Genomic DNA, 19445 nt, shown 5'->3' on the forward strand with positions numbered 1-19445 from the left:
GGGGTGCGCAGCCGCCGAAGCGCTTCGACAGCACGACGACGACGCGGCTGACTTGGAACTGACGAAGTCAACGCGCGCGGCTCCCGCCGGGGAGGGTAGCCGGTAAAACGAGGAATGTGAATATCGCAACGGGACGGTACGCCGGCCGCCCCGATGAGGCCGGCCGCGGCTACTGCCCGCCGGCCACCCCGCCGCGCCGGTCCGGGGCCGTGGTGGGCCGGACCTCGAGGATGGCCGAGTCGAGGCGGCGGATCCGGTCGCGGAGGGCCTCGCGGGCGGCGGTCCGGGCGGCGCGGTGGTCGCCGCGCTCGGGATCGGCGAGCGAAGCGAACGAGCGGATGTCGGCGGCGTGCGCGTCGAGCTGGGCGGTGCGAAGCTCCACCGCCTCGGCCAGCGCGGCCGTCAGTGCGTCACGCAGGCCGGCGTACCAGCGCCCGATCTCCTCCGCGAGCACGTCACCGGCCTCGGCGAGGGTGGCGTCGGCAGCGGCGCCGGGCGCGGGGTGGAGGTTGATGCCGGGAACGGTCAGGTCGATCGACGGCCGGGTCCGCACGATGCGGGTGGCCGCGGGGGACATGACGACCAGGTCGCCCTCGGCCCGGCGGGGGCGACCCGTCAAGGCGGCGCGGAGGCGGGCGTTGATCGGGCGGGCCAGGCGGAAGCTGGCCCGCGGGTCGAGCACGCTCGGTATCACCTGCTCGACGACCCGGCCGGAGCGGAACTCGGTCGACCGGTTGAAGCGGTGGGCCAGATTGGCCAGGGTCAGCGCCAGGTCGTCGATCGGCTGGTCGCGCAGCGACACCATGTGCTGGTGCAGTTGCTCGGTGGCGATGCTCCGGGCCCGCTCGGCCTCGGTGGCCAGGGTGCCGGGCCAGTCGGAGGTGGCCAGCCGGGAGCGCTCCCGATCGGCCGGATCGACCGCGGCCGGGCCGGCGGCGCCGGTGGCCAGGATGGCGTCACCGAGCTCGTCGTCGATGCGGATGCACGCTGATCGGATCCCGCGCAGGGTGTCGGCGTGGCGGTGGAGGCGGGTGATCGCGGCCACGTCGGCGACCGCTTGCCGCAGTTCGGCGGTCTGCGGCGGCACCTCGTACCACGGGCTGTCCTTGTACCGCGGTGCGTGGGTGTGCAGCCAGCCCCGGTGCTCGCGGCCCGGATTCGTGGTGACGAAGAGGGCGAACCGGACGTACTTCGTGGCCTCGATGAGCAGGATCGTCTCCGGCTCGGTGGGTGGTGTGTCGGTGTCGGTGTCGGTGACGAAGACAAGACCGGCGGTGTCCTCGAGGCGGTGTACGGCTGCCTCGAGACGCGCCGCGCCCGGGCCGACCGGCGCCGGGTGGATCGTCACGTCCGCGGCACCCGATAGGAGGGCGGCGACCGCGTCCGGCGCGCGGCCCGCCACCACGATCGACGGGCGGGGGTCGTCGGGCCGGCGCTCGACGTCGGCGGCCGCCTCCGGGTCGAGGCCGCGCAGGTACGCCAGGCCGGCCTCGATCAACGCCTGCGGATCTGCGGGCACCGGCTCAGCGTGCGCCGGGTCACCGCGAGAAACAAGCGGTGAGCAACCAGCGGTGCGTGCCAACGGAGCTCAGAGGAGGCGGAGCCCGGCGATCGCGCGGCGGCCCGGGACGGCCGGGCGGGCCCGCCAGTGGAGCACGGCGATCGCGCCGGCCGCCGCGGCCGGGACGAGGCCGCAGACGGCCATGCCCCAGCGGGCGCCGAAGTGGTCGGTCAGGGCGCCGATGATCGGGGCGCCGAGCGGGGTCCCGCCGGTGAAGACCAGCATGTAGAGGCCCATCACCCGGCCCCGCACATCCGGGTCGACCCAGAGCTGGACGGAGGCGTTGGCCAGGGCCTGGAAGGCGAGGTTCACGAAGCCGAGCGCGGCCAGCAGCGGCAGGAACGAAGGCAGACCGGGTGCCAGCGCGGCGAGCGCCTGCACGGCCCCGAACAGGCCGCCGAGCAGGATGATCCGGTGCAGCCGGGTCGAGGTCAGCGAGCCCGCCAGCAGGGCACCGGCCGCGGAGCCGACGGCCAGGACGATGTTGAACAGGCCGTACAGGGAGGCCGAGCCGCCGAACGTGTCGCTGGCCAGGGCGGTCAGCACGATCGGGAAGTTCAGGCCGAACGTGCCGATGACACCGACGAGCACGATCGTCCAGAAGACCGGTGGGTGGCGCCACACGTAGCGGCCGGCGGTGCGGAACGCGTGGCGTTCGCGCGGGGCCCGCGGCGGCACCGGCGTGGGCGCCAGGCGGAGCAGCGCGACCGTCGGGCCGGTGAAGCACAGGGCCTGCAGCGCGAAGACCCAGCCGGTGCCGGCGGTGGCGATCAGCACGGCGGCGATGGCCGGGCCGATCAGCCGGGTGGCCTGGAAGACGGCGGCGTTGAGGGCGACCGCGGCGCGCAGGTGGTCGGGCGGCACGACCTCGGCCGCGAAGACCTGGCGGGTCGGCGCGTCGACGACGAAGACCAGGCCGGTCAGCAGGGCGAAGGCGAACACGTGCTGGATGCGCACGGCGCCCGCGATCGTCAGGACGGCCAGGGCGGTGGTGAGCGCGGCGTTGACGGACTGGGTCAGCAGCAGGAGCGTGCGTTTGCGGTACCGGTCCGCCAGTGCCCCGCCGTGCACCCCGAACAGGAGGATGGGCAGGAACTGCAGGGCCATCGCGATGCCGACGGCGGCCGGGCGGTCCGTCAGGCGCAGGGCCAGCCAGTCGAGGGTGACGCTGCCCATCCAGGTGCCGGTGTTGTTGAGGGATTGTCCGATCAGGTAGGTGCGGTAGCCGCGGTTACGCACGGCGGCGAAGATCACGTCCCTTATCCTTGCCGGACCGGCGGCTCATATAGAAGACCGATAAGCCGACTCACAGTTATAGCGATCGCCTATGAGCGCGATGATCCTGTGCACAGTTATAGGGTTCGGCCATGACCACGGCGTATGACCCCCAGCTGCTCGCCACGCTCCTGGCCGTCGAGCAGACCGGGAGCTTCACCCAGGCCGCGGCCCGGCTGCGGATCCGCCAGCCGACCGTGAGTCAGCACATTCGCCGGCTGGAGGAGCAGGTGGGGCGGGCCCTGGTGCACCGCACGACGCACTCGCTGGCGCTGACCGCCGACGGGGAGGCCATGATCGGCTTCGCCCGGACCATCCTCGCCGCGCACGAACAGGCGGCGGCGTACTTCTCCGGCTCCCGCCCGCGCGGCCGGCTGCGCATCGGCATGTCCGACGACCTGGCGCTCACCCGGCTGCCGCAGATCCTGCGCGAGTTCCGCCGGGACAACCCGATGGTGGACTTCTACCTGACCGTCGAGCAGAGCCGGGTGCTGCACGAGTGGATGGTCAACGACAAGCTCGACGTGCTCGTCGGCAAGCGCCCGCCGGGCGACGAGCGCGGGCAGCTGGTGAAGCGCGACCGGCTCGTCTGGGTCGGCACGCCGGCGACGAAGGTGGACCTCTCCAAGCCGGTACCGCTGGTGGTCTACGCCGCGCCCAGCATCTCCCGCGATGAGATGCGCAAGGCGCTCAACCGGGCCGGGGTCCCCTATCGCAGCGCGTGCGTCTGCCGCGGCGTCAACGGCCTGATCGCCGGCGTCGCCGCCGGGATCGGGATATCGGCCCTGGCCGCGAGCCTGGTGCCGGCCCAGCTGACCACCCTGGGCCCGGCCCACCGGCTGCCCGAGCTCGGCCACATGGACCTGGTGCTGCTGGCCAACCCGCGGGCCGCGGAGCGCCCGGCGGTGAAGGCCCTCATCGCGACGATCCTGGCCGGCGGGGCGAAGTCGCTGAGCGCTTCAGACCCGCGCTAGCGAGGTCAGGCAGACGGCGGTCGGGTCCTCGATCATGCGCTCCACCACCACGCCCGCGCCGCCCCGGGCGGCCGCGGTGAAGCCCAGGTGGGACGCGACGAAGTGGCAGCGGGCGGCGGTCGAGGCCACGGCCAGGCGGGCCAGGTTGGCCTGGGCCGACGGGATCAGGTAGTCGGCCAGTTCGGCGAAGTATCCGCCCAGGACGATCACCCGCGGGTTGAACAGGTTGACCAGGATCGCGCCGCCGTGCCCGAGCCAGCGGCCGACCTCCTCGACCGCCTCCGTCGCGGCCCGGTCCGAGCGCTGCAGGCGGCGGCTGATCTCGGCGACGCGCTCCTGGGGGTCGGGGATGGTGGCGGGCTCGAGGCCGTAGGCGGCGTCGGGGGTCGCCTTGCGGACCAGCTCGGCCAGGCCCACCTTCGTCTCCCAGCAGCCGACCCGGCCGCAGCCGCACGGTGCGCCGTCCGGCTCGACCGGAAGGTGGCCGACCTCGCCGGAGAAGCCGTCGGCGCCGCGCAGGAGGTGGCCGCTGACGATGACGCCGCCGCCCACGCCGACCTCGCCGGTCAGATACACCAGGTCGTCGGTGCCCGCGGCCACGCCGGAGGTGTACTCGGCCAGCGCGGCCAGGTTGGCGTCGTTGTCCACGCCGATCCACAGGCCCGGCGGCAGGCCGTGCATCAGGCGGGTCGCCACGGGGACGTCGCGCCAGCCCAGGTTCGGGGCGAGCACCACGACTCCGCGGGCGACGTCGACGAGTCCCGGTACCGCCACCGTCACGCCGACCGGCGTCACGCCCCGCCGCGTCAGCTCGGCCAGGGAGCGGCGGGCCGCCTCGGCGAGGTCCTCGAGGCAGCGTTCGACGTCGCGGTGCATGGCGTCGAAGCTGACCCGCTTCTCGATCACCGTGCGGCCGGTCAGGTCGGCGCCGTGGACGGCCAGGTAGTCGACGTTGATCTCGATGCCGACGGCGCCGACGTCGGGGCTCAGGGCGATGCCGCGGCCGGGGCGGCCGGCGGTGCCGGAGTGCTCCGGGCCGAGCTCGCGAACCAGGCGGCGGGTCAGCAGCTCGTCGACCAGGCTGGACACGGTGGCCTTGTGCAGGCCGGTGGCGGCGGCGATGGCGGCCCGGGAGCGGGGACCGTTGGTCCGCAGGTGGCGCAGGGTCCGGGTCAGGTTGGTGCGGCGCAGGGCCAGCTGGTCGGTGGGCTCCTCGGCGGATCCGGCCCCCGCGCGCTCCTTGCTAGCCATCTCGGGTCACCTCGGCATAGATCGGCGCACGCCACCGCGACCGCGGAGCGCGCCAAAGGACGACATGGACGGCCTTGCCGAAGGGCCCGGGCGGGACCGGAGTCGAGCGCATGGATTGACGCATTCGTCGGTCCGCCCGACGAATGAACCACGAAACGCCCCGCCCGCACCAGGCCTGGCGGCAACGAATCCGGAACGTTTCGAAACTCCTCGCATGTATCAACATGACTCGCTCAAGTTCGAACGCAAGAACCGAACGGGATGCCACAGAACCACCCGGGCCGCACGAACCGATCGAGACAGACCGTTGACTTGCCGGTAGCTTGTCTGCAACATTTGGCGCAACGTTGTGCAAGATTCCTACAACTGGTCGACAGAGTTACGTCACCTGTCCGCAACTCGATCGCAGGCTGCGCCGCCAACCGCGCCGTGATCGGTCCAGCGACGCCTCTCTCCACCGCCAACGGCAGAGGCGCACCACCACCCCGCCCGGACGCATGAGACACGAAGGATCCCCATGAGCAGAAAGCTCGTGACGCGCAGGGTGCTGGCGGCGTTCGCCGTGGCCGCCCTCGTCGCCGTGACGGCGCAGACGCTGCCGGCCCAAGCCGCCGGCGGCCCCAACCTCGCCAGCGGCCGTACTGCCACGTCAAGCAGTACCAATGGACAAAATGGCATCGGGAACATCAACGACGGCAACCAGGGCACCTACTGGGAGAGCGCCAACAACTCGTGGCCGCAGTGGGCCCAGATCGACCTGGGCAGCGCCAAGCCGATCGACCAGATCAAGCTGAAGCTGCCCAACGACGCCGCCTGGGCCACCCGCACCGAGACGCTGTCGGTCACCGCCAGCCCGGACGGGACGAGCTTCTCCACGATCGTCAGCTCGGCCGGGTACACCCTGAACCCCGCCAGCCAGAACACGGTCACCATCAGCTTCAACGCGACGACCACCCGCTATGTGCGGCTGAACTTCACCGCCAACACCGGCTGGCCCGCGGCGCAGGTGTCCGAGTTCGAGATCTACGGTGTGGCGACGACCGGCGGCAACCTGGCCGCCGGCAAGACGTTCACGTCGAGCAGCGTCAACCAGAACTACGTGGCCGGCAACGGTGGCGACGCCAACCAGGACACCTACTGGGAGAGCTCGGGCGCGTTCCCGCAGTGGCTGCAGGTCGACCTGGGCTCCGCGGTCCCGGTCAGCTCCGTGGTCCTGAAGCTGCCGGCCGCCTGGGGCGCGCGCAGCGAGACGCTCTCGGTGCAGGGCAGCACCACCGGCAGTTCGTTCGCGGACATCGTGGCCTCGAGCGCGTACAACTTCGCGCCCGGCGCCGCGAACACGGTGACGATCCCGTTCACGCAGACCACGACGCGGTACGTCCGGGTGAACATCACCGCGAACACCGGCTGGACCGCCGCGCAGGTGTCGGAGCTGGAGGTGTACGGCCCCACGACCGGCGACACCCAGGCGCCGACGGCGCCGGGCAGCCTCGCCTACACGATCCCGGGCAGCGGCCTGATCAAGCTGACCTGGACCGCGTCCACGGACAACAGCGGCTCGATCGCCGGCTACGACGTCTACGCCAACGGCACCCTGCGCACCAGCGTGGCCGGCAACGTGCTGACGTACACGGACAGCCAGCCGGACACGGCAACTGTTGCGTACTACGTCAAGGCCCGGGACGCCGCCGGCAACCAGTCGCCGAACTCCAACACGGTGACCCGCACCGGCACGAACCCGGACACCCAGGCGCCGACCGCGCCCGGGAGCCTGGCCTACACGTCTCCGGCCAGCGGCCAGATCAAGCTGACCTGGACCGCGTCGACCGACAACAGCGGCTCGATCGCCGGGTACGACGTCTACGCGAACAATTCGCTGCGCGGTTCTGTCGCCGGCAACGTACTGACGTACACGGACAGCCAGCCGGACACGGCGACGGTGTCGTACTACGTCAAGGCGCGTGACGCCGCCGGCAACGCCTCCGCGGCCAGCAACACGGTCACCCGCACCGGCACCGGCAACCCGACCGGGACGAACGTGGCCCTGGGCAAGACGATCGAGGCCAGCGGCTCGGTCTTCACGTTCGTGCCCGCCAACGCCAACGACAACAGCGTCACCACCTACTGGGAGGGCGCGGCCGGCTACCCGGCGACGCTCACCGTCAAGCTCGGTGCCAATCACGACATCAGCAAGCTGACGCTGAAGCTCGACCCGAGCAGCTCGTGGGCGACCCGCACACAAAACGTGCAGGTTCTCGGCCGTGAGCAGAGCGCGTCGGCGTTCACCCAGCTGGTCGGCGCGGCCAACTACACGTGGAACCCGGCGACCGGCAACTCGGTCGACATCACGGTCTCCGCGCGGGTCGCCGACGTGCGGCTGAGCTTCAACTCCAACACCGGCGCCCCGTCCGGCCAGCTCGCCGAGTTCCAGGTCTTCGGCACCCCGGCGCCGAACCCGGACCTGCAGATCACCGGCATCACCCAGGCCCCGGCGGCCCCGGTCGAGACCGACTCGGTCAGCCTGACCGCCACGGTCAAGAACAGCGGCTCCGCCGCATCAAGTGCCACAAACGTCAATTTCTACCTTGGTACTGCCCAGGGCACGGTCCTCGCCGGGACGGCTTCGGTCGCCGGGCTCGCCGCGGGCGCGCAGGGCACCTTCACCGCGAACATCGGCCCGCGCACGGCCGGTACCTACACGGTGAGCGCGAAGGTCGACGAGAACAACTCGGTCGTCGAGACGAACGAGGCCAACAACGCCTTCACCAGCGGATCCAACCTCGTGGTGGCACCGGTGCAGAGTTCTGACCTGGTCGCCTCCCCGGTGGCCTGGTCGCCGTCGAACCCGTCGGCCGGCAACACCGTGACCTTCACCGTCGTCATCAAGAACCAGGGCACGCAGGCCTCCGGCAGCGGAGCGCACGGCGTGACGCTCACCCTGCAGGACGCGGCCGGCGCCACGGTCAAAACGCTCACCGGTTCGTACTCCGGCACGATCGCCGCGGGCGCGAGCTCCTCGGTGATCACGCTCGGCACCTGGACCGCGGTGAACGGCAAGTACACGGTGCACACCGTGCTCGCCGCGGACACGAACGAACTGTCCGTGAAGCAGGCGAACAACACGAGCGACAACCCGCTGTTCGTCGGGCGCGGCGCGAACATGCCCTACGACATGTACGAGGCCGAGGACGGCACCGTCAGCGGCGGGGCGACGGTCGTCGGGCCGAACCGCACCATCGGCGACCTCGCCGGTGAGGCGTCGGGCCGCAAGGCGGTCACGCTGAACGGCAACGGACAGTCCGTGCAGTGGACGACCCGGGCGAACACGAACACCGTGGTCGTGCGGTTCTCGATCCCGGACGGCACCACCTCGTCGATCAACGTGTACGTCAACGGCTCCTTCGCCAAGGCGATCCCGCTGACGTCGAAGTACTCGTGGCTGTACGGCAACGAGGCGACGCCGACCAACTCGCCCGGCACCGGCCCGCGGCACATCTACGACGAGGCCAGCATCCTGCTCGACAGCACCGTGAACGCCGGCAGCACGATCAAGCTGCAGAAGGACACGGCCAACAGCGGCAACATCGCGGTCGACTTCATCAACCTGGAGCAGGTCGCCCCGATCGCCAACCCGAACCCGGCCACGTACATCACCCCGGCCGGCTTCACCCAGCAGGACGTGCAGAACGCCATCAACACCGCGACGCAGAGCACCAGCGCGGTCGGCGTCTACCTGCCGGCCGGCACCTACGTCACCAACCAGAAGTTCCAGATCAACAGCAAGGCGATCCAGGTCGTCGGCGCGGGCCCGTGGTACACGAAGTTCACCACGCCGCAGGACCAGCAGAACACCGACGCCGGATTCGCCGTGCAGACGTCGGCCAACGGCTCGACCTTCAAGAACCTGGCGTTCTTCGGCAACTACGTCGAGCGCATCGACGGCCCCGGCAAGGTGTGGGGCGAGCTGAAGGACAACCAGAACCTGACGATCGACAACGTCTGGGTGGAGCACACCGTCTGCATGTACTGGGGCGTCCACAACAGCGGCATCAACATCAGCAACAGCCGGATCCGCGACACGTTCGCCGACGGCATCAACTTCACCAACGACACGACGAACACGCACCTGAACAACATCGACGCCCGCTCCACGGGTGACGACTCGTTCGCACTGTTCTCCGCGACCGACTCCGGCGGCTCCGTCGGCAACCACGACAACCTGTGGGAGAACCTGTCCGCGACGCTCACGTGGCGCGCGGCCGGCTTCGCGGTCTACGGCGGCTACAACAACACGTTCCGCAACATGTACATCGCGGACATGCTGTGCTACTCCGGCATCACGATCAGCTCGCTGGACTTCGGATATCCGTTCGTGGGCTTCGGCACCCAGCCGACCACCATCCAGAACGTGTCCCTGGTCCGCGACGGTGGGCACTTCTGGGGCCAGCAGGCGTTCGGCGCGATCTGGGCGTTCTCGGCCTCGAAGGAGTTCCGCGGCATCCGGGTGTCCGATGTGGACATCGTGGACCCGACCTACTCCGGCATCATGTTCCAGACGAAGTACAAGGACCCGAACACGCCGGAGTACATCTTCACGGACACCATCTTCACCAACATCAACATCAGCGGCGCCCGCCGCAGTGGTGACGCCTTCGACGCGAAGTCCGGCATCGGCATCTGGGCGAACGAGCTCCCGGAGGCCAACCAGGGCCCGGCCCGCGGCGCGGTCACGTTCAACCACCTGACGTTCTCGAACAACGCCGAGAACATCCGCAACACCACACCGCTCGTCATCACCGTCAACCCGTAACGCCACAGAACGAACGACCGTACGGCCGCCGGGCAACCTCCCCGGCGGCCGTACGCCGTTGCCGGGTCAGGTGAGCTCCTGGGGGTGCAGCACGACGCGCCCGTGGGTCTTGCGGTCGGCCAGGGCGCGGTAGGCGTCCCGCACCGCGGTGAGCGGGTAGGCCGCGGCGATGGGGATGTGCAGGTCACCGGCGGCGGCGAGGGCGGCCAGGCCGGCGAGCCCCGGTAGGCCGCCGGCATCGATCGTGCCGAGGGCTTTCACGCCCTTCTCCTTCGCGCCGCGATAGTCGACGACGGTGTCGATGCGGTCCAGGGGCACGCCGAGGCCGATGGCGAGGTCGATGTAGCCGGCGCCGACCGCGTCGATGAACGCGTCGACCCGGGCGGCCGCGGAGCGGACCCGGTCCCGTTCGCCGTCGCCGTATTCGACGGGCTCTATGCCGTACCCCCGCAGCAGTTCGAAATGTGCGGAGCTGGTCAGGCCGATCACCGTCGCACCGGCCCGGCGGGCGAGCTGCGCGGCGGTGAACCCGACCCCGCCGGACGCGCCCGAGATCACGACGGTCTCGCCCGGCCGGGGCTCCACCGCGCGGACGGCACCGAGGCCCGCCATCGGCGTGGTGTAGAGCGAGCCCGCCACGTCCCAGGGCAGCGCCGGCGGCTTGCGCACGAGCTGCGTCGCGGGGACGGCGACGACCTGGGCGTGGGCGTCCCAGCTCGACAGCCAGCCGAGCACCGCGGCACCGGGGGCGAAGCCGTCCACGTCGTCGCCGAGCCCGACGACTTCCCCGGCGAGGTCGCGGCCCGGCGTGTAGGAGCTGCCGTGCAGCGCCGGGAGCGCACCGGGGTTGAGGGCCGCGGCCTCGACCCGCACGAGCACCTCGCCCGGGCCGGCCACGGGCTCGGGTAGGTCGGCGAGGTAGACCCCGTCGATGCCGGTGAATCGGTCATAGCGCACTGCACGCATGGTCTTCTCCCAGAGGTTCACGAACGGCGCAGGAGCGGCCGGAGGATGTCGTCGACGAGGTGCGTGACGAAGGCGGCGTCGCAAGGCTCGCCCACGACCACGACGCGGTGCACGATCACCGCCGGCGCGACTTCGGCGAGCAGCGCCGCCGCCCCGGGCACCAGCGGCTCGGTCGCGCGGCGCACGAGCTCGTCGAACATCGCGGCCTCGTCCCGCCGCAGGATCCGGCGCATCTCCTGGGCCAGCCGGGGGTCGTTGCGCAGGCCGGTGAACAGCGCGCCGAGCAGTCCGACCGCCTGCCCGGCGACGCTCTGCGCGAGCCACCCCACGACGGCCAGGAGGTCAGCGCGGAGGTCCTTCCCGGCGGGCGGCGGCGGTGCGGCCGGCGGGCGGCCGTCGACCGCCGCGGCGACCAGGGCCGCCTTGTCGCGGTACCGGCGGTAGATCGTCGTCTTCGCCGCCCCGGAGCGCGCGGCCACGGCCTCGATCGACAGCTGCTCGTAGCCGGCCTCGGTCAGCAGCGATCGGGTCGCGTCCAGGATGGCCAGGTCGCGACCGGAGTCCCGGGGCCGCCCCATGGCCGGCGACCGGATCGTGTCGCCGGGCTCCGGGGTGCCTCTCGCTGGTGGCACGCCGCCTCCTTATTTTCGCTACGCTACGGTATCGTATCGAAAGTAGCTCGAGGTGGCGTGATCGCGCAAACCTCGCACGACCGGCTGGGGCCCTAGCCCTCCGCGATCGCCTGGGCCAGGCGGTGCACGCCCTCCTCGAGTAACGCCGGGGGAGCGGCGGCGAACGTGAGGCGGAGGTGGGGGGCGTCGGGCTCGGCGGCGTACCACGGGCGGCCCGGGAAGACGACCACGTTGCGCGCGGCCGCGGCCGTCGTCACCGCGACGTCGTCGGTGCCGTCGGGCAGGCGGAGCCAGGCGTGCAGACCTCCCCGCGGTACCAATGGCGGATCCTGGTTTGGCAAATGGCGGCGGATCGCGTCCAGGAGTGCGTCCCGGCGGGTGCGCAGGGCCGCGCGCAGCGCCCGCAGGTGACGGGGCCACGCGGGCGACGTGACGAAGTCGAGGGCGGCCTGCTGCAGGGGGCCGGCCACGAAGAAGTCGTCGAGGACGCGGGCCGCGCGGAGGCGGGCACCGGCGGGCCCGCGGGCGCCGATCGCCGCCACCCGCAGGCCGGGAGCGGCCGACTTCGTGAGCGAGCGCAGGTAGACCACGTGCCCGGCCGGGTCGGTGGCGACCAGCGGCGGCGCGGGGTCGGCGTCGATGGCCAGGTCGCGGGCGTAGTCGTCCTCGAGCAGGAACGCGCCCGCGGCCGCGACCTCGGCCAGGACCTCGGCCCGGCGCGCGGGCGCGAGCGTCGCCCCGTGCGGGTTGGCGAACAGCGGCTGGCAGTAGAACAGCCGGGACCCGGTGCGGCGCAACGCGGCCGCGAGGAGGTCGGGACGGACCCCGGCGTTATCGGCCGGCACCGGTACTACCCGCAGGCCCGCGGCCCGCGCGGCCGCGAGCGCCCCGAGGTAGGTCGGCGACTCGACCAGCACCGTGTCGCCGGGCGCGGCCAGGGCCCGCAACGCCGTCGACAGCGCCGCCTGCCCGCCCGGGCAGATGGTGAAGTCCTCGGCCCGCAGCCCGCCACCGGCGCCCCGGGCGAACCACGCCCGCAGGTCCTCGCGGCCCTCCACGGGCCCGCGCTGCCAGCTCGCCGGGTGCCGGGCGGCCCGCGCGAGCGCGGCCCCGAGCGCGGCCGCGGGCTGCAGGTCCTCGTCGAGGTACCCGCTGGACAGCGGGATCGCCCCCGGCCGCGGGACGGCCAGCAGCGCCGCCAGCGCGTCCTCGCCGGCCGGGCGCGGGCCGAGGGCGATCGACTGCCAGGCCAGGTCGGCGGACGCCCGCGCGGTCGGTGCGGGCGCCCGCGCGGCCACGAACGTGCCGCGGCCGGGCTGGGTGTCGAGGAGCCCCTCGGCGGCCAGGATCCGGATCGCCCGGCTGACCGTGATCGCCGACGCCTGGTGCCGGGTGGTGAGCTCGCGGACGGTCGGCAGCCGTGATCCGGGGCTAGCAGCCATCGCCGAGGCCCGCAGATCTTGGATAACGCGAGCCGATGCGTTATCGTCACTCATGAGAGGTAAGGATAACGTTACTCGGTCGGACGCGATAACGGGGGCCCTGCTCGGCGGGCTGGGCGTCCTCGGGTTCAGCCTGTCGCTGCCGATGACCCGGGTCGCCGTGGAGCACCTCGACCCGTGGTTCGTCGCGTTCGGCCGGGCCGTCGGCGCCGGCGCGCTCGCCCTGGCCTACCTCGCCGCCGTCCGCGCGCCCCGGCCCACCCCCGTCCAGTGGCGCCGGCTGGCCGTCGTCGCCCTCGGCGTCGTCGCCGGGTTCCCGATGTTCACCTCCCTCGCCCTGCAGACCAGCACGGCCGCGCACGGTGCCGTCGTCGTCGCGCTGCTGCCCGCCGTCACCGCCGGCTTCGCGGTCCTGCGCGCCCGGGAGCGGCCCACGCCGGCGTTCTGGCTCGCGGGCGGGGCCGGCCTCCTCGCCGTCCTCACGTTCGTGGCGCTCAGCGGCACCGTCTCCGGCGCGCTCGGCTGGGCCGACCTGTTCCTGCTGGCCGCCATCACCCTGTGCGGCCTCGGGTACGCCGAGGGCGGCGCCCTGGCCCGCGACCTCGGCGGCGCCCGGACCATCTGCTGGGCGCTCGTGCTGTCGCTGCCGGTCTCGGTCGCGGTGACCGGCTTCGCGGCCGTCCGCCACCCGCCGCACGCGCCGGTGGCCGCGTGGGCCGGGTTCGCGTACCTCACCGTGATCTCGATGTTCCTGGGGTTCGTCGCGTGGTACTCGGGTCTGGCCCGGGGTGGCGTGGCGCGGGTCGGGCAGATCCAGCTCGCGCAGCCCGTTCTGACCCTTGGGTGGTCGGCTTGGCTGTTGCATGAGCACGTTGCGGCGGTTGCTTTGGTGGCCGCGCTGTTCGTGCTTGCCTCGGTGGCGTTGACGCAGCGTTTGCGCGCTCCTGCTCCTGCTCCTGCACCCGCGCTGGACCCGGCCGCTGCTCTTGCGCCGGCTCTTGCGCCGGCTCCTGCGCCGGCTCCTGCGCCGGCTCCTGCGCCGGCCCCGGTGTCGCCCGAACCGATTGCCGGTTCGGTCGCTTGACCTTGACACTGTGGCAGGGGGGATTGTTGGGGGCGTGGAAGTGGGACTGGTCGGCATCGGGGATTTCGGACGGCTCTCGGGGCTCTCGCCGCGGGCGCTGCGGCTTTACGACGAGATGGGGCTCCTGCGGCCGGAGCGGGTCGATGCCCACTCCGGGTATCGGTGGTACGGGCCCGGTCAGGTGCGGCGGGCGCGGCTCATCGTCGCGCTCCGGCAGCTCGGGGTGCCGCTCGCCGAGGCCGGGGCGATCGTCGACCAAGACGCCGGGGCGGCGGCGGAGCGGGTCGCGGACTACTGGGCGCGGGCCGAGTTCGAGCATCACGGGCGGCGGGTGCTGGCCGGCTACCTGGTCGAGGAGCTGCGGGGGCGTCCGGGTCCACGGTTCGAGGTGCGGGTGCGGGCGGTACCGGAGCGACGGCTGGTGACCTTGCAACGGCACGTGACGCCGGACGAGCTGGTGCCGGTGGGCCGGGACTTCCTGATCGGTCGGATGCAAGCGGCGGGGGTAAGGCGTGCTACGGGCACGGCCGACGCGCCGTTCCTGATCTATCACGGCCTGGTCACCGCCGACAGCGACGGCCCGGTCGAATGGTGCCGGCCCCTGGACGACGCCGACGCCGATGCGGTCGCGGCGATGCACCCTGACCTGGTGGCCCGCGTCGACCCGGCGCACGAGGAGGCGTATGTCGGGCGGCCCTCGGCCCAGAGCGACCCCGAGTCTTGGCTGGTGATGGAGGCCTTGGCCGCGTGGGCGGTCGAGCACGGCCGGACGGCGGCCGGGCCGATCAGGATGAGCATCGTGCCGACCGCCGAACCGGGCACCGGACCGGCCGGCGACATCGCGATCCCCCTGGCGGCGTGATCGCCCTGGCGGCGTGATCGCCTTGGCGGCGCGAGCCCGTCGGCGCGTGCTGGCGTCGGCGGTGGGGCTCGTCGGCGGCGTGATCGCCCTGGCGGCGTGATCGCCTTGGCGGCGCGAGCCCGTCGGCGCGTGCTGGCGTCGGCGGTGGGGCTCGTCGGCGGCGCGATCCCCCTGGCGGCGCGATCCCCCTGGCGGTGTGAGCGTGGGCGGCGGTGGGTGGGGGATGGTGGGCGCATGACGGTCAAGGACCTCGCGACGCTGACCCCGAGCGGCTACCCGGCGGTCTCACTGCTCATGCCGACCCACCGGACCGCTCCGGCCAACCAACAGGACCCGATCCGGCTGCGCAACCTGCTCGCGGAGACGCGGCGGCGGCTGGAGACGGACGAGACGGTTCCGGGGGAGGTGGCGTCCCAGGTGTACCGCGAGCTCGCGGCCGCCGCCGACCAGGTCGACCTGCGGCACACCGGAGAAGGGCTGGCCGTGTTCGCGTCACCCGGCCAGGTGCACGTCCGGGTCCTCGACAGCCCGGTCCAGGAGCGGGTCGTCGTCGCCGACACCTACGAGGTGCGCGACGTCGTCGCCGATGCCGCCCGCCGCCACCGATACTGGGCCGTCGTGCTGTCCGAGCAGCCGACCCGGCTGTGGAGCGGCGACGGGGCCGAGCTCGTCGAGGTTACCTCGCACGGCTTCCCGTTCACCCACGACGAGGGGGCGGGGCTGCCGCGGGACTACGGGCAGGAGCCGAGCAAGCACGAGATCGAGCGGCACCGGCGGTTCTTCCGCGACATCGCCACCGCCCTGGCCGCGATCGACCGGCTCGACACGCGCCCGGTGTTCGTGCTCGGCGTCGACCGCTACCTGGCCTACTTCGCCGCCGAGTGGCCGCGACCCTTCGACGGCACCGTCCTGGGCAACTACGACCACGCCGGCCCGCACGACGTCTACGCGCTGCTCGCGCCGCGGCTGGCCGCCTACACGGCGATGGAGCGGGTGGCGGCCCTGGAGGCACTGGACGCGGCCCGCGGCGCCAACCGGTTCGCGGCCGGGCTGGCCGAGGTCTGGTCCCTCGCCCACCAGGGCCGCGGCGCCCACCTGCTGGTCGAGGAGGGCTACCACAGCCCGGCCCGCGTCCACGACGACCACCTCCACCCGGCCGGCGAGGACGCCTCCGGAGTCCTGCTCGACGACGCCGTCGACGACATCGTGGAGTGGGTCGCCCGCCAGAGCGGCGAGGTCACCTTCGTCGCCGACGGCAGCCTCGCCACCGACGGCCGGATCGCGCTTGTGCTCCGCTACTGAGTGCTCACAGCTTCAGCCCGGCCACGAACGCGGTGGCGGCCTTGTCGTCCGGGGTTGGGGCGGGGGCGAAGAACGTGACGAACGCGTGCTGGAAGCAGGCGCCCAGCAGCAGGCCCGCGAGGGCTTCCGGGTCGGCGTCGGCGGCGACGTTGCCCAGGGCCTGCTCCGCCCGCAGGTAGACGGCCAGGGCCTCGTTCGCGCGGTGCGGGCCCAGGTTCTGCGGGCGCAGGCGGTCGCGGTGGGCGGACAGCAGCGCCGGGTCGGCGAAGATCGAGGCGAACATCGGGAACCCGTCGCGGTAGAACGTGATGCACACGGTCGCCAGCTCGGTGAGGATGTCGCGGACCGGGGCCGTGCCCGCCCGGGCCGGCAGGGTCAGCAGCAGCGGGATGAACGACGGCGCGCGTTCGTGCAGCACGACGACCATCAGCTCGAGCTTGTCCCGGAAGTGCTTGTACAGCGTCGCCTCGGAGAACCCGGCCTCCCGCGCGATCTCCTTCGTGGTGGCGTTGGCCAAGCCGCGTTCGCGCAGCACCCGCGCCGCCGCGTCGAGGATCACATCCCGCGTGCTCGCCACCGGCACCCCTTCCCAATCCGCCGTACCCATGCCATTGTATTGGTTAGTAAGCACTCACTAACCAGCTGGGGAGGGTCGGCATGAAGCTGACCGTGTTCGGGGCGACCGGCGGGATCGGGACGCTGCTCATCAAGGAGGGCATCGCACGCGGGCACGAGATGACGGCGGTCGCGCGGCGGCCGGTGGACCTCGGCTGTGACGTGGTGGTCGCGGACTTCGGCGACGCCGAGGCCCTCGCGGCCGCGGTGGCCGGGCGGGACGCGGTGCTGTCGGCGCTGGGGATCCGGCCGGCCGAGATGAAGGCGCGCCGGGCGAAGGAGCCGGGTGCGCGCAGTACCGTGCAGGCCGACGGGGCCCGCGCACAGGTCGCCGCCATGCGGGCAACGGGGGTGCGGCGGATCGTGAGCGTGGACGCGTCGGGCCGGGTCGCCGACGGCGGCGACAGCGCGCTCATGCGCTACGTCGCCAAGCCGATCGTGCGGCGCATCCTCGGCGAGGGCTTCGCGGACCTGGCCGTGGCCGAGCAGGTGCTGCGCGACGGCGGGGTCGACTGGACGCTCATCGCGCCGCCGCGGCTGACGGACGGGCCCCGCCGTCCATATCGGACGGTGCTCGACGTGAACGTCCGCGGTGGCCGGACACTGTCCCGGGCCGACGTCGCCGACGCGATGTTCCGGGCCCTGGACGAGCCGAGCTGGATCCACCGGCGGGTCAGCGTGGCGTACTGAACACAGGGATGTGGCCGGCCGCTCCAAGGAGGAGAAGCGGCCGGCCGTTGTGACCGCGGCGCCTGAGAAGTCCCTCGTCAACCCCGACGCCGTTCAGCAGCGGTCAGCTCATGACACCCAGGCTGCCGAAGTCCACCTGCCCGTAGTACTGGGTGATGTAGACGTTCGTCAGCCGCGGGTTGCGGTAGTTCAGCGCCTTGTCGTAGGTGAACGGCATGTACGACGCCGACTCCGAGACCTTGGCGTTGATCTGCTTCCAGATGTCGGCGTTCTTCTGCGGGTCGGGCTCGGACGTGGCCTGGTCGATGAGTGCGTCGATCGCCGGGTCGTTGAGCTCCGCGTAGTTGTTGTTGCCCGACTCGTAGATCAGCCGGCTGTCGACGATGACCTGCAGGAAGCCGGCCGGCGTCGGGTAGTCCGCGCCCCAGCCCGCCATCATCAGGCCGTAGCCCTTGTTGTGCACGTTGCTCGGCGAGCCGATGATCGAGCGGAAGTACAGCGCCGCGTCCTGCGGGTCGAGCCGCGCGGTGATGCCGACCGCGGCCATCGACTGCTGCAGCGCCTCGGCGGTCTTCATCTCCTTACCGGTGTTGCGGGTCGCGATGACCGTCTCGAACCCGTTCGGCTTGCCGCAGGCGGCGAGCTCTTCCTTGGCCTTGTCGATCTGCGGCTTGCCGGACTTCGTGTTGAACACGTCGTCGGCGGGGTCGTGCCCGGCGATCGTCGGCGGCAGCATGTTTGTCGCGATCTCACCGCCGGCCTCCAGACCGCCGCGGGCCGTTTGCATCGCGGTCTTGTCCAGCGCGTACTGCACCGCCTTGCGGCAGTGGATGTTGTCGAACGGCGGCACCTTCGTGCTGATCGCCACGTACCGGATGAAGCCGGTGACCGGCGAGTCCGCGTTCTTCTTCTTGTCCGGGTTCAGCAGGATCTTCGGCTGCGAGCCCGGCTGCACACCGGTCTGGGCGATGTCGATGTCGACCTCGTCGGCCAGGAGCTGGTTGTCGATCTCCTCGACGGCGGTGCCGTAGACGACCTCGACCCGGTCCGGCAGTGCCTTGCGCACCGGGTCGGTCTTCGGGTCCCACTGGTCGTTGCGGACCAGGTTGAGCTTCTTGCCCTCGTCGTAGGACTCGAACTTGTACGGGCCGCTGGAGACCGGGTGCAGCGCGTACTGGCTGCCGGTGTCCTTCGCCTTCGGCAGCGGGGCCGAGACCGGCATCTGCAGCATGTACAGGAAGTCCGCGAACGGCTTGGCCAGGGTGAACACGATCGTGGAGTCGTCCGGGGTCTGGATCGACCGGAGGCCCATCTTGTCCGGGTCCGGGTCCTTGTAGACGCCCGGGTACTTCTGGCCCTGGTCGAGCAGGTCCACCAGGTAGGACGGTCCGGCCGTGATGACCTCGCGGGCGAAGATGCGCTCGATGCCGTACTTGATGTCCTTCGAGGTGATCGGCGAGCCGTCCTCGAACTTCACACCGGGCTTGAGCTTGAAGGTGTACTTCTTCCCGTCATCGGTCGGCTTGGGCACCTCGGTGGCGAGGTCCGGCACCAGCTTGAGCCCGTCCGCGCCCGGCTTGGTGTCGTTGGCCAGCAGGGTGCGCACGTAGAAGCTCTTCATGAGGTTCCACTCGCTCGCGTAGTACGCGATCTGCGGGTCCAGCGAGTCCGGGTTGTCGTGGATGGTCAGCTTCAGCGTCCCGCCCGGCTTGTCCGACGGGTTCACCACGCCGGTGACCGCCGCGTTGTAGCCGGACGCGCCTTTCTGGCCGTTGTCCTTGCTGGTATTGTCGCTGTTGGTGCCGCCTCCGCAGGCGGACAGCGCGAGCGTCGCGGTGAGGGCGCCGGCCATCACCGCACGTCGTTTGATATTCACGTGTAGGCCTTTCCGGGTGCCGCGGTGGTGTTGCCGCGGATCGGGGTCTCGCACGCGGGCAGCACGCATCGCCCGGCCACCGGCTCGTTGTTCACAGTGGACTGT

14 protein-coding genes are annotated in these 19445 nt (G+C 71.8%); 6 read left to right on the top strand and 8 right to left on the bottom strand.

Translation table 11 applies throughout. From position 1 onward, the window contains the following. Window positions 1-169 precede the first annotated feature (169 nt). Window positions 170-1519, bottom strand: a complete 1350-nt coding sequence (locus tag ACIA8L_RS18570; protein ID WP_395905878.1) for a hypothetical protein — start codon at window positions 1517-1519, stop codon at window positions 170-172. Window positions 1520-1588: 69 nt separating this feature from the next. Beyond that, complete coding sequence (locus ACIA8L_RS18575) at window positions 1589-2815, bottom strand: MFS transporter (protein WP_395905881.1); 1227 nt, start codon at window positions 2813-2815, stop codon at window positions 1589-1591. A 113-nt stretch (window positions 2816-2928) separates the two neighbouring features. Here ACIA8L_RS18575 and ACIA8L_RS18580 point away from each other — a divergent pair, with 113 nt between their 5' ends. Further along, window positions 2929-3810, top strand: a complete 882-nt coding sequence (locus ACIA8L_RS18580) for a LysR family transcriptional regulator (protein WP_395905883.1) — start codon at window positions 2929-2931, stop codon at window positions 3808-3810. Here the strand turns inward: ACIA8L_RS18580 and ACIA8L_RS18585 are convergent. Beyond that, a complete protein-coding gene (locus tag ACIA8L_RS18585) occupies window positions 3796-5061 on the bottom strand; it encodes an ROK family protein (protein ID WP_395905886.1) in 1266 nt (421 codons plus the stop codon). The two genes, ACIA8L_RS18580 and ACIA8L_RS18585, sit on opposite strands and share 15 nt — an antisense overlap. Before the next feature lie 517 nt (window positions 5062-5578). Here ACIA8L_RS18585 and ACIA8L_RS18590 point away from each other — a divergent pair. Beyond that, complete coding sequence (locus tag ACIA8L_RS18590) at window positions 5579-9871, top strand: discoidin domain-containing protein (protein ID WP_395905888.1); 4293 nt, start codon at window positions 5579-5581, stop codon at window positions 9869-9871. A gap of 66 nt (window positions 9872-9937) precedes the next feature. Here the strand turns inward: ACIA8L_RS18590 and ACIA8L_RS18595 are convergent, their stop codons facing one another. From ACIA8L_RS18595 to ACIA8L_RS18605, 3 genes are all read right to left on the bottom strand, one after another. Next, the gene (locus ACIA8L_RS18595; protein ID WP_395905891.1) at window positions 9938-10828 is read right to left on the bottom strand and encodes an NADP-dependent oxidoreductase; all 891 of its coding nucleotides are present in this window, start codon (window positions 10826-10828) and stop codon (window positions 9938-9940) included. A 26-nt stretch (window positions 10829-10854) separates the two neighbouring features. Then, entirely contained in the window at window positions 10855-11469 is a 615-nt protein-coding gene (locus ACIA8L_RS18600; protein ID WP_395905894.1) for a TetR/AcrR family transcriptional regulator, read from the bottom strand. A 92-nt stretch (window positions 11470-11561) separates the two neighbouring features. Further along, window positions 11562-12965 (bottom strand): PLP-dependent aminotransferase family protein, encoded by a 1404-nt coding sequence (locus ACIA8L_RS18605; protein ID WP_395905896.1) that lies wholly within the window; start codon window positions 12963-12965, stop codon window positions 11562-11564. Between ACIA8L_RS18605 and ACIA8L_RS18610 the strand changes: the two genes are divergently transcribed. From ACIA8L_RS18610 to ACIA8L_RS18620, 3 genes are all read left to right on the top strand, one after another. After that, the gene (locus ACIA8L_RS18610) at window positions 12964-13995 is read left to right on the top strand and encodes a DMT family transporter (RefSeq protein ID WP_395905899.1); all 1032 of its coding nucleotides are present in this window, start codon (window positions 12964-12966) and stop codon (window positions 13993-13995) included. The genes ACIA8L_RS18605 and ACIA8L_RS18610 overlap by 2 nt on opposite strands. Before the next feature lie 34 nt (window positions 13996-14029). Further along, window positions 14030-14857, top strand: coding sequence for a MerR family transcriptional regulator (locus ACIA8L_RS18615; RefSeq protein WP_395905901.1), 828 nt, complete (start codon window positions 14030-14032; stop codon window positions 14855-14857). A 234-nt stretch (window positions 14858-15091) separates the two neighbouring features. After that, entirely contained in the window at window positions 15092-16159 is a 1068-nt protein-coding gene (locus tag ACIA8L_RS18620) for a hypothetical protein (RefSeq protein ID WP_395905903.1), read from the top strand. 4 nt (window positions 16160-16163) lie between these two features. Here the strand turns inward: ACIA8L_RS18620 and ACIA8L_RS18625 are convergent, their stop codons facing one another. Next, a complete protein-coding gene (locus ACIA8L_RS18625; protein ID WP_395905906.1) occupies window positions 16164-16766 on the bottom strand; it encodes a TetR/AcrR family transcriptional regulator in 603 nt (200 codons plus the stop codon). 50 nt (window positions 16767-16816) lie between these two features. On the opposite strand from ACIA8L_RS18625, the gene ACIA8L_RS18630 reads away from it, so the two are divergent. After that, complete coding sequence (locus ACIA8L_RS18630) at window positions 16817-17464, top strand: NAD(P)-dependent oxidoreductase (RefSeq protein WP_395905907.1); 648 nt, start codon at window positions 16817-16819, stop codon at window positions 17462-17464. A 103-nt stretch (window positions 17465-17567) separates the two neighbouring features. On the opposite strand, the gene ACIA8L_RS18635 is transcribed toward ACIA8L_RS18630, so the two are convergent. Then, complete coding sequence (locus tag ACIA8L_RS18635) at window positions 17568-19316, bottom strand: ABC transporter substrate-binding protein (protein WP_395905910.1); 1749 nt, start codon at window positions 19314-19316, stop codon at window positions 17568-17570. Between the last annotated feature and the right edge of the window lie 129 nt (window positions 19317-19445).

Source organism: Dactylosporangium sp. NPDC051541, from assembly GCF_044454505.1.
Lineage (GTDB): Bacteria > Actinomycetota > Actinomycetes > Mycobacteriales > Micromonosporaceae > Dactylosporangium.

Coding starts and splice junctions, on each gene's coding strand:
- ACIA8L_RS18635 (WP_395905910.1), bottom strand. CDS start 19,316: ATGGCCGGCGCCCTCACCGCGACGCTCGCGCTGTCCGCCTGCGGAGGC.
- ACIA8L_RS18625 (WP_395905906.1), bottom strand. CDS start 16,766: ATGGGTACGGCGGATTGGGAAGGGGTGCCGGTGGCGAGCACGCGGGAT.
- ACIA8L_RS18630 (WP_395905907.1), top strand. CDS start 16,817: ATGAAGCTGACCGTGTTCGGGGCGACCGGCGGGATCGGGACGCTGCTC.
- ACIA8L_RS18620 (WP_395905903.1), top strand. CDS start 15,092: ATGACGGTCAAGGACCTCGCGACGCTGACCCCGAGCGGCTACCCGGCG.
- ACIA8L_RS18580 (WP_395905883.1), top strand. CDS start 2,929: ATGACCACGGCGTATGACCCCCAGCTGCTCGCCACGCTCCTGGCCGTC.
- ACIA8L_RS18605 (WP_395905896.1), bottom strand. CDS start 12,965: ATGAGTGACGATAACGCATCGGCTCGCGTTATCCAAGATCTGCGGGCC.
- ACIA8L_RS18585 (WP_395905886.1), bottom strand. CDS start 5,061: ATGGCTAGCAAGGAGCGCGCGGGGGCCGGATCCGCCGAGGAGCCCACC.
- ACIA8L_RS18610 (WP_395905899.1), top strand. CDS start 12,964: ATGAGAGGTAAGGATAACGTTACTCGGTCGGACGCGATAACGGGGGCC.
- ACIA8L_RS18590 (WP_395905888.1), top strand. CDS start 5,579: ATGAGCAGAAAGCTCGTGACGCGCAGGGTGCTGGCGGCGTTCGCCGTG.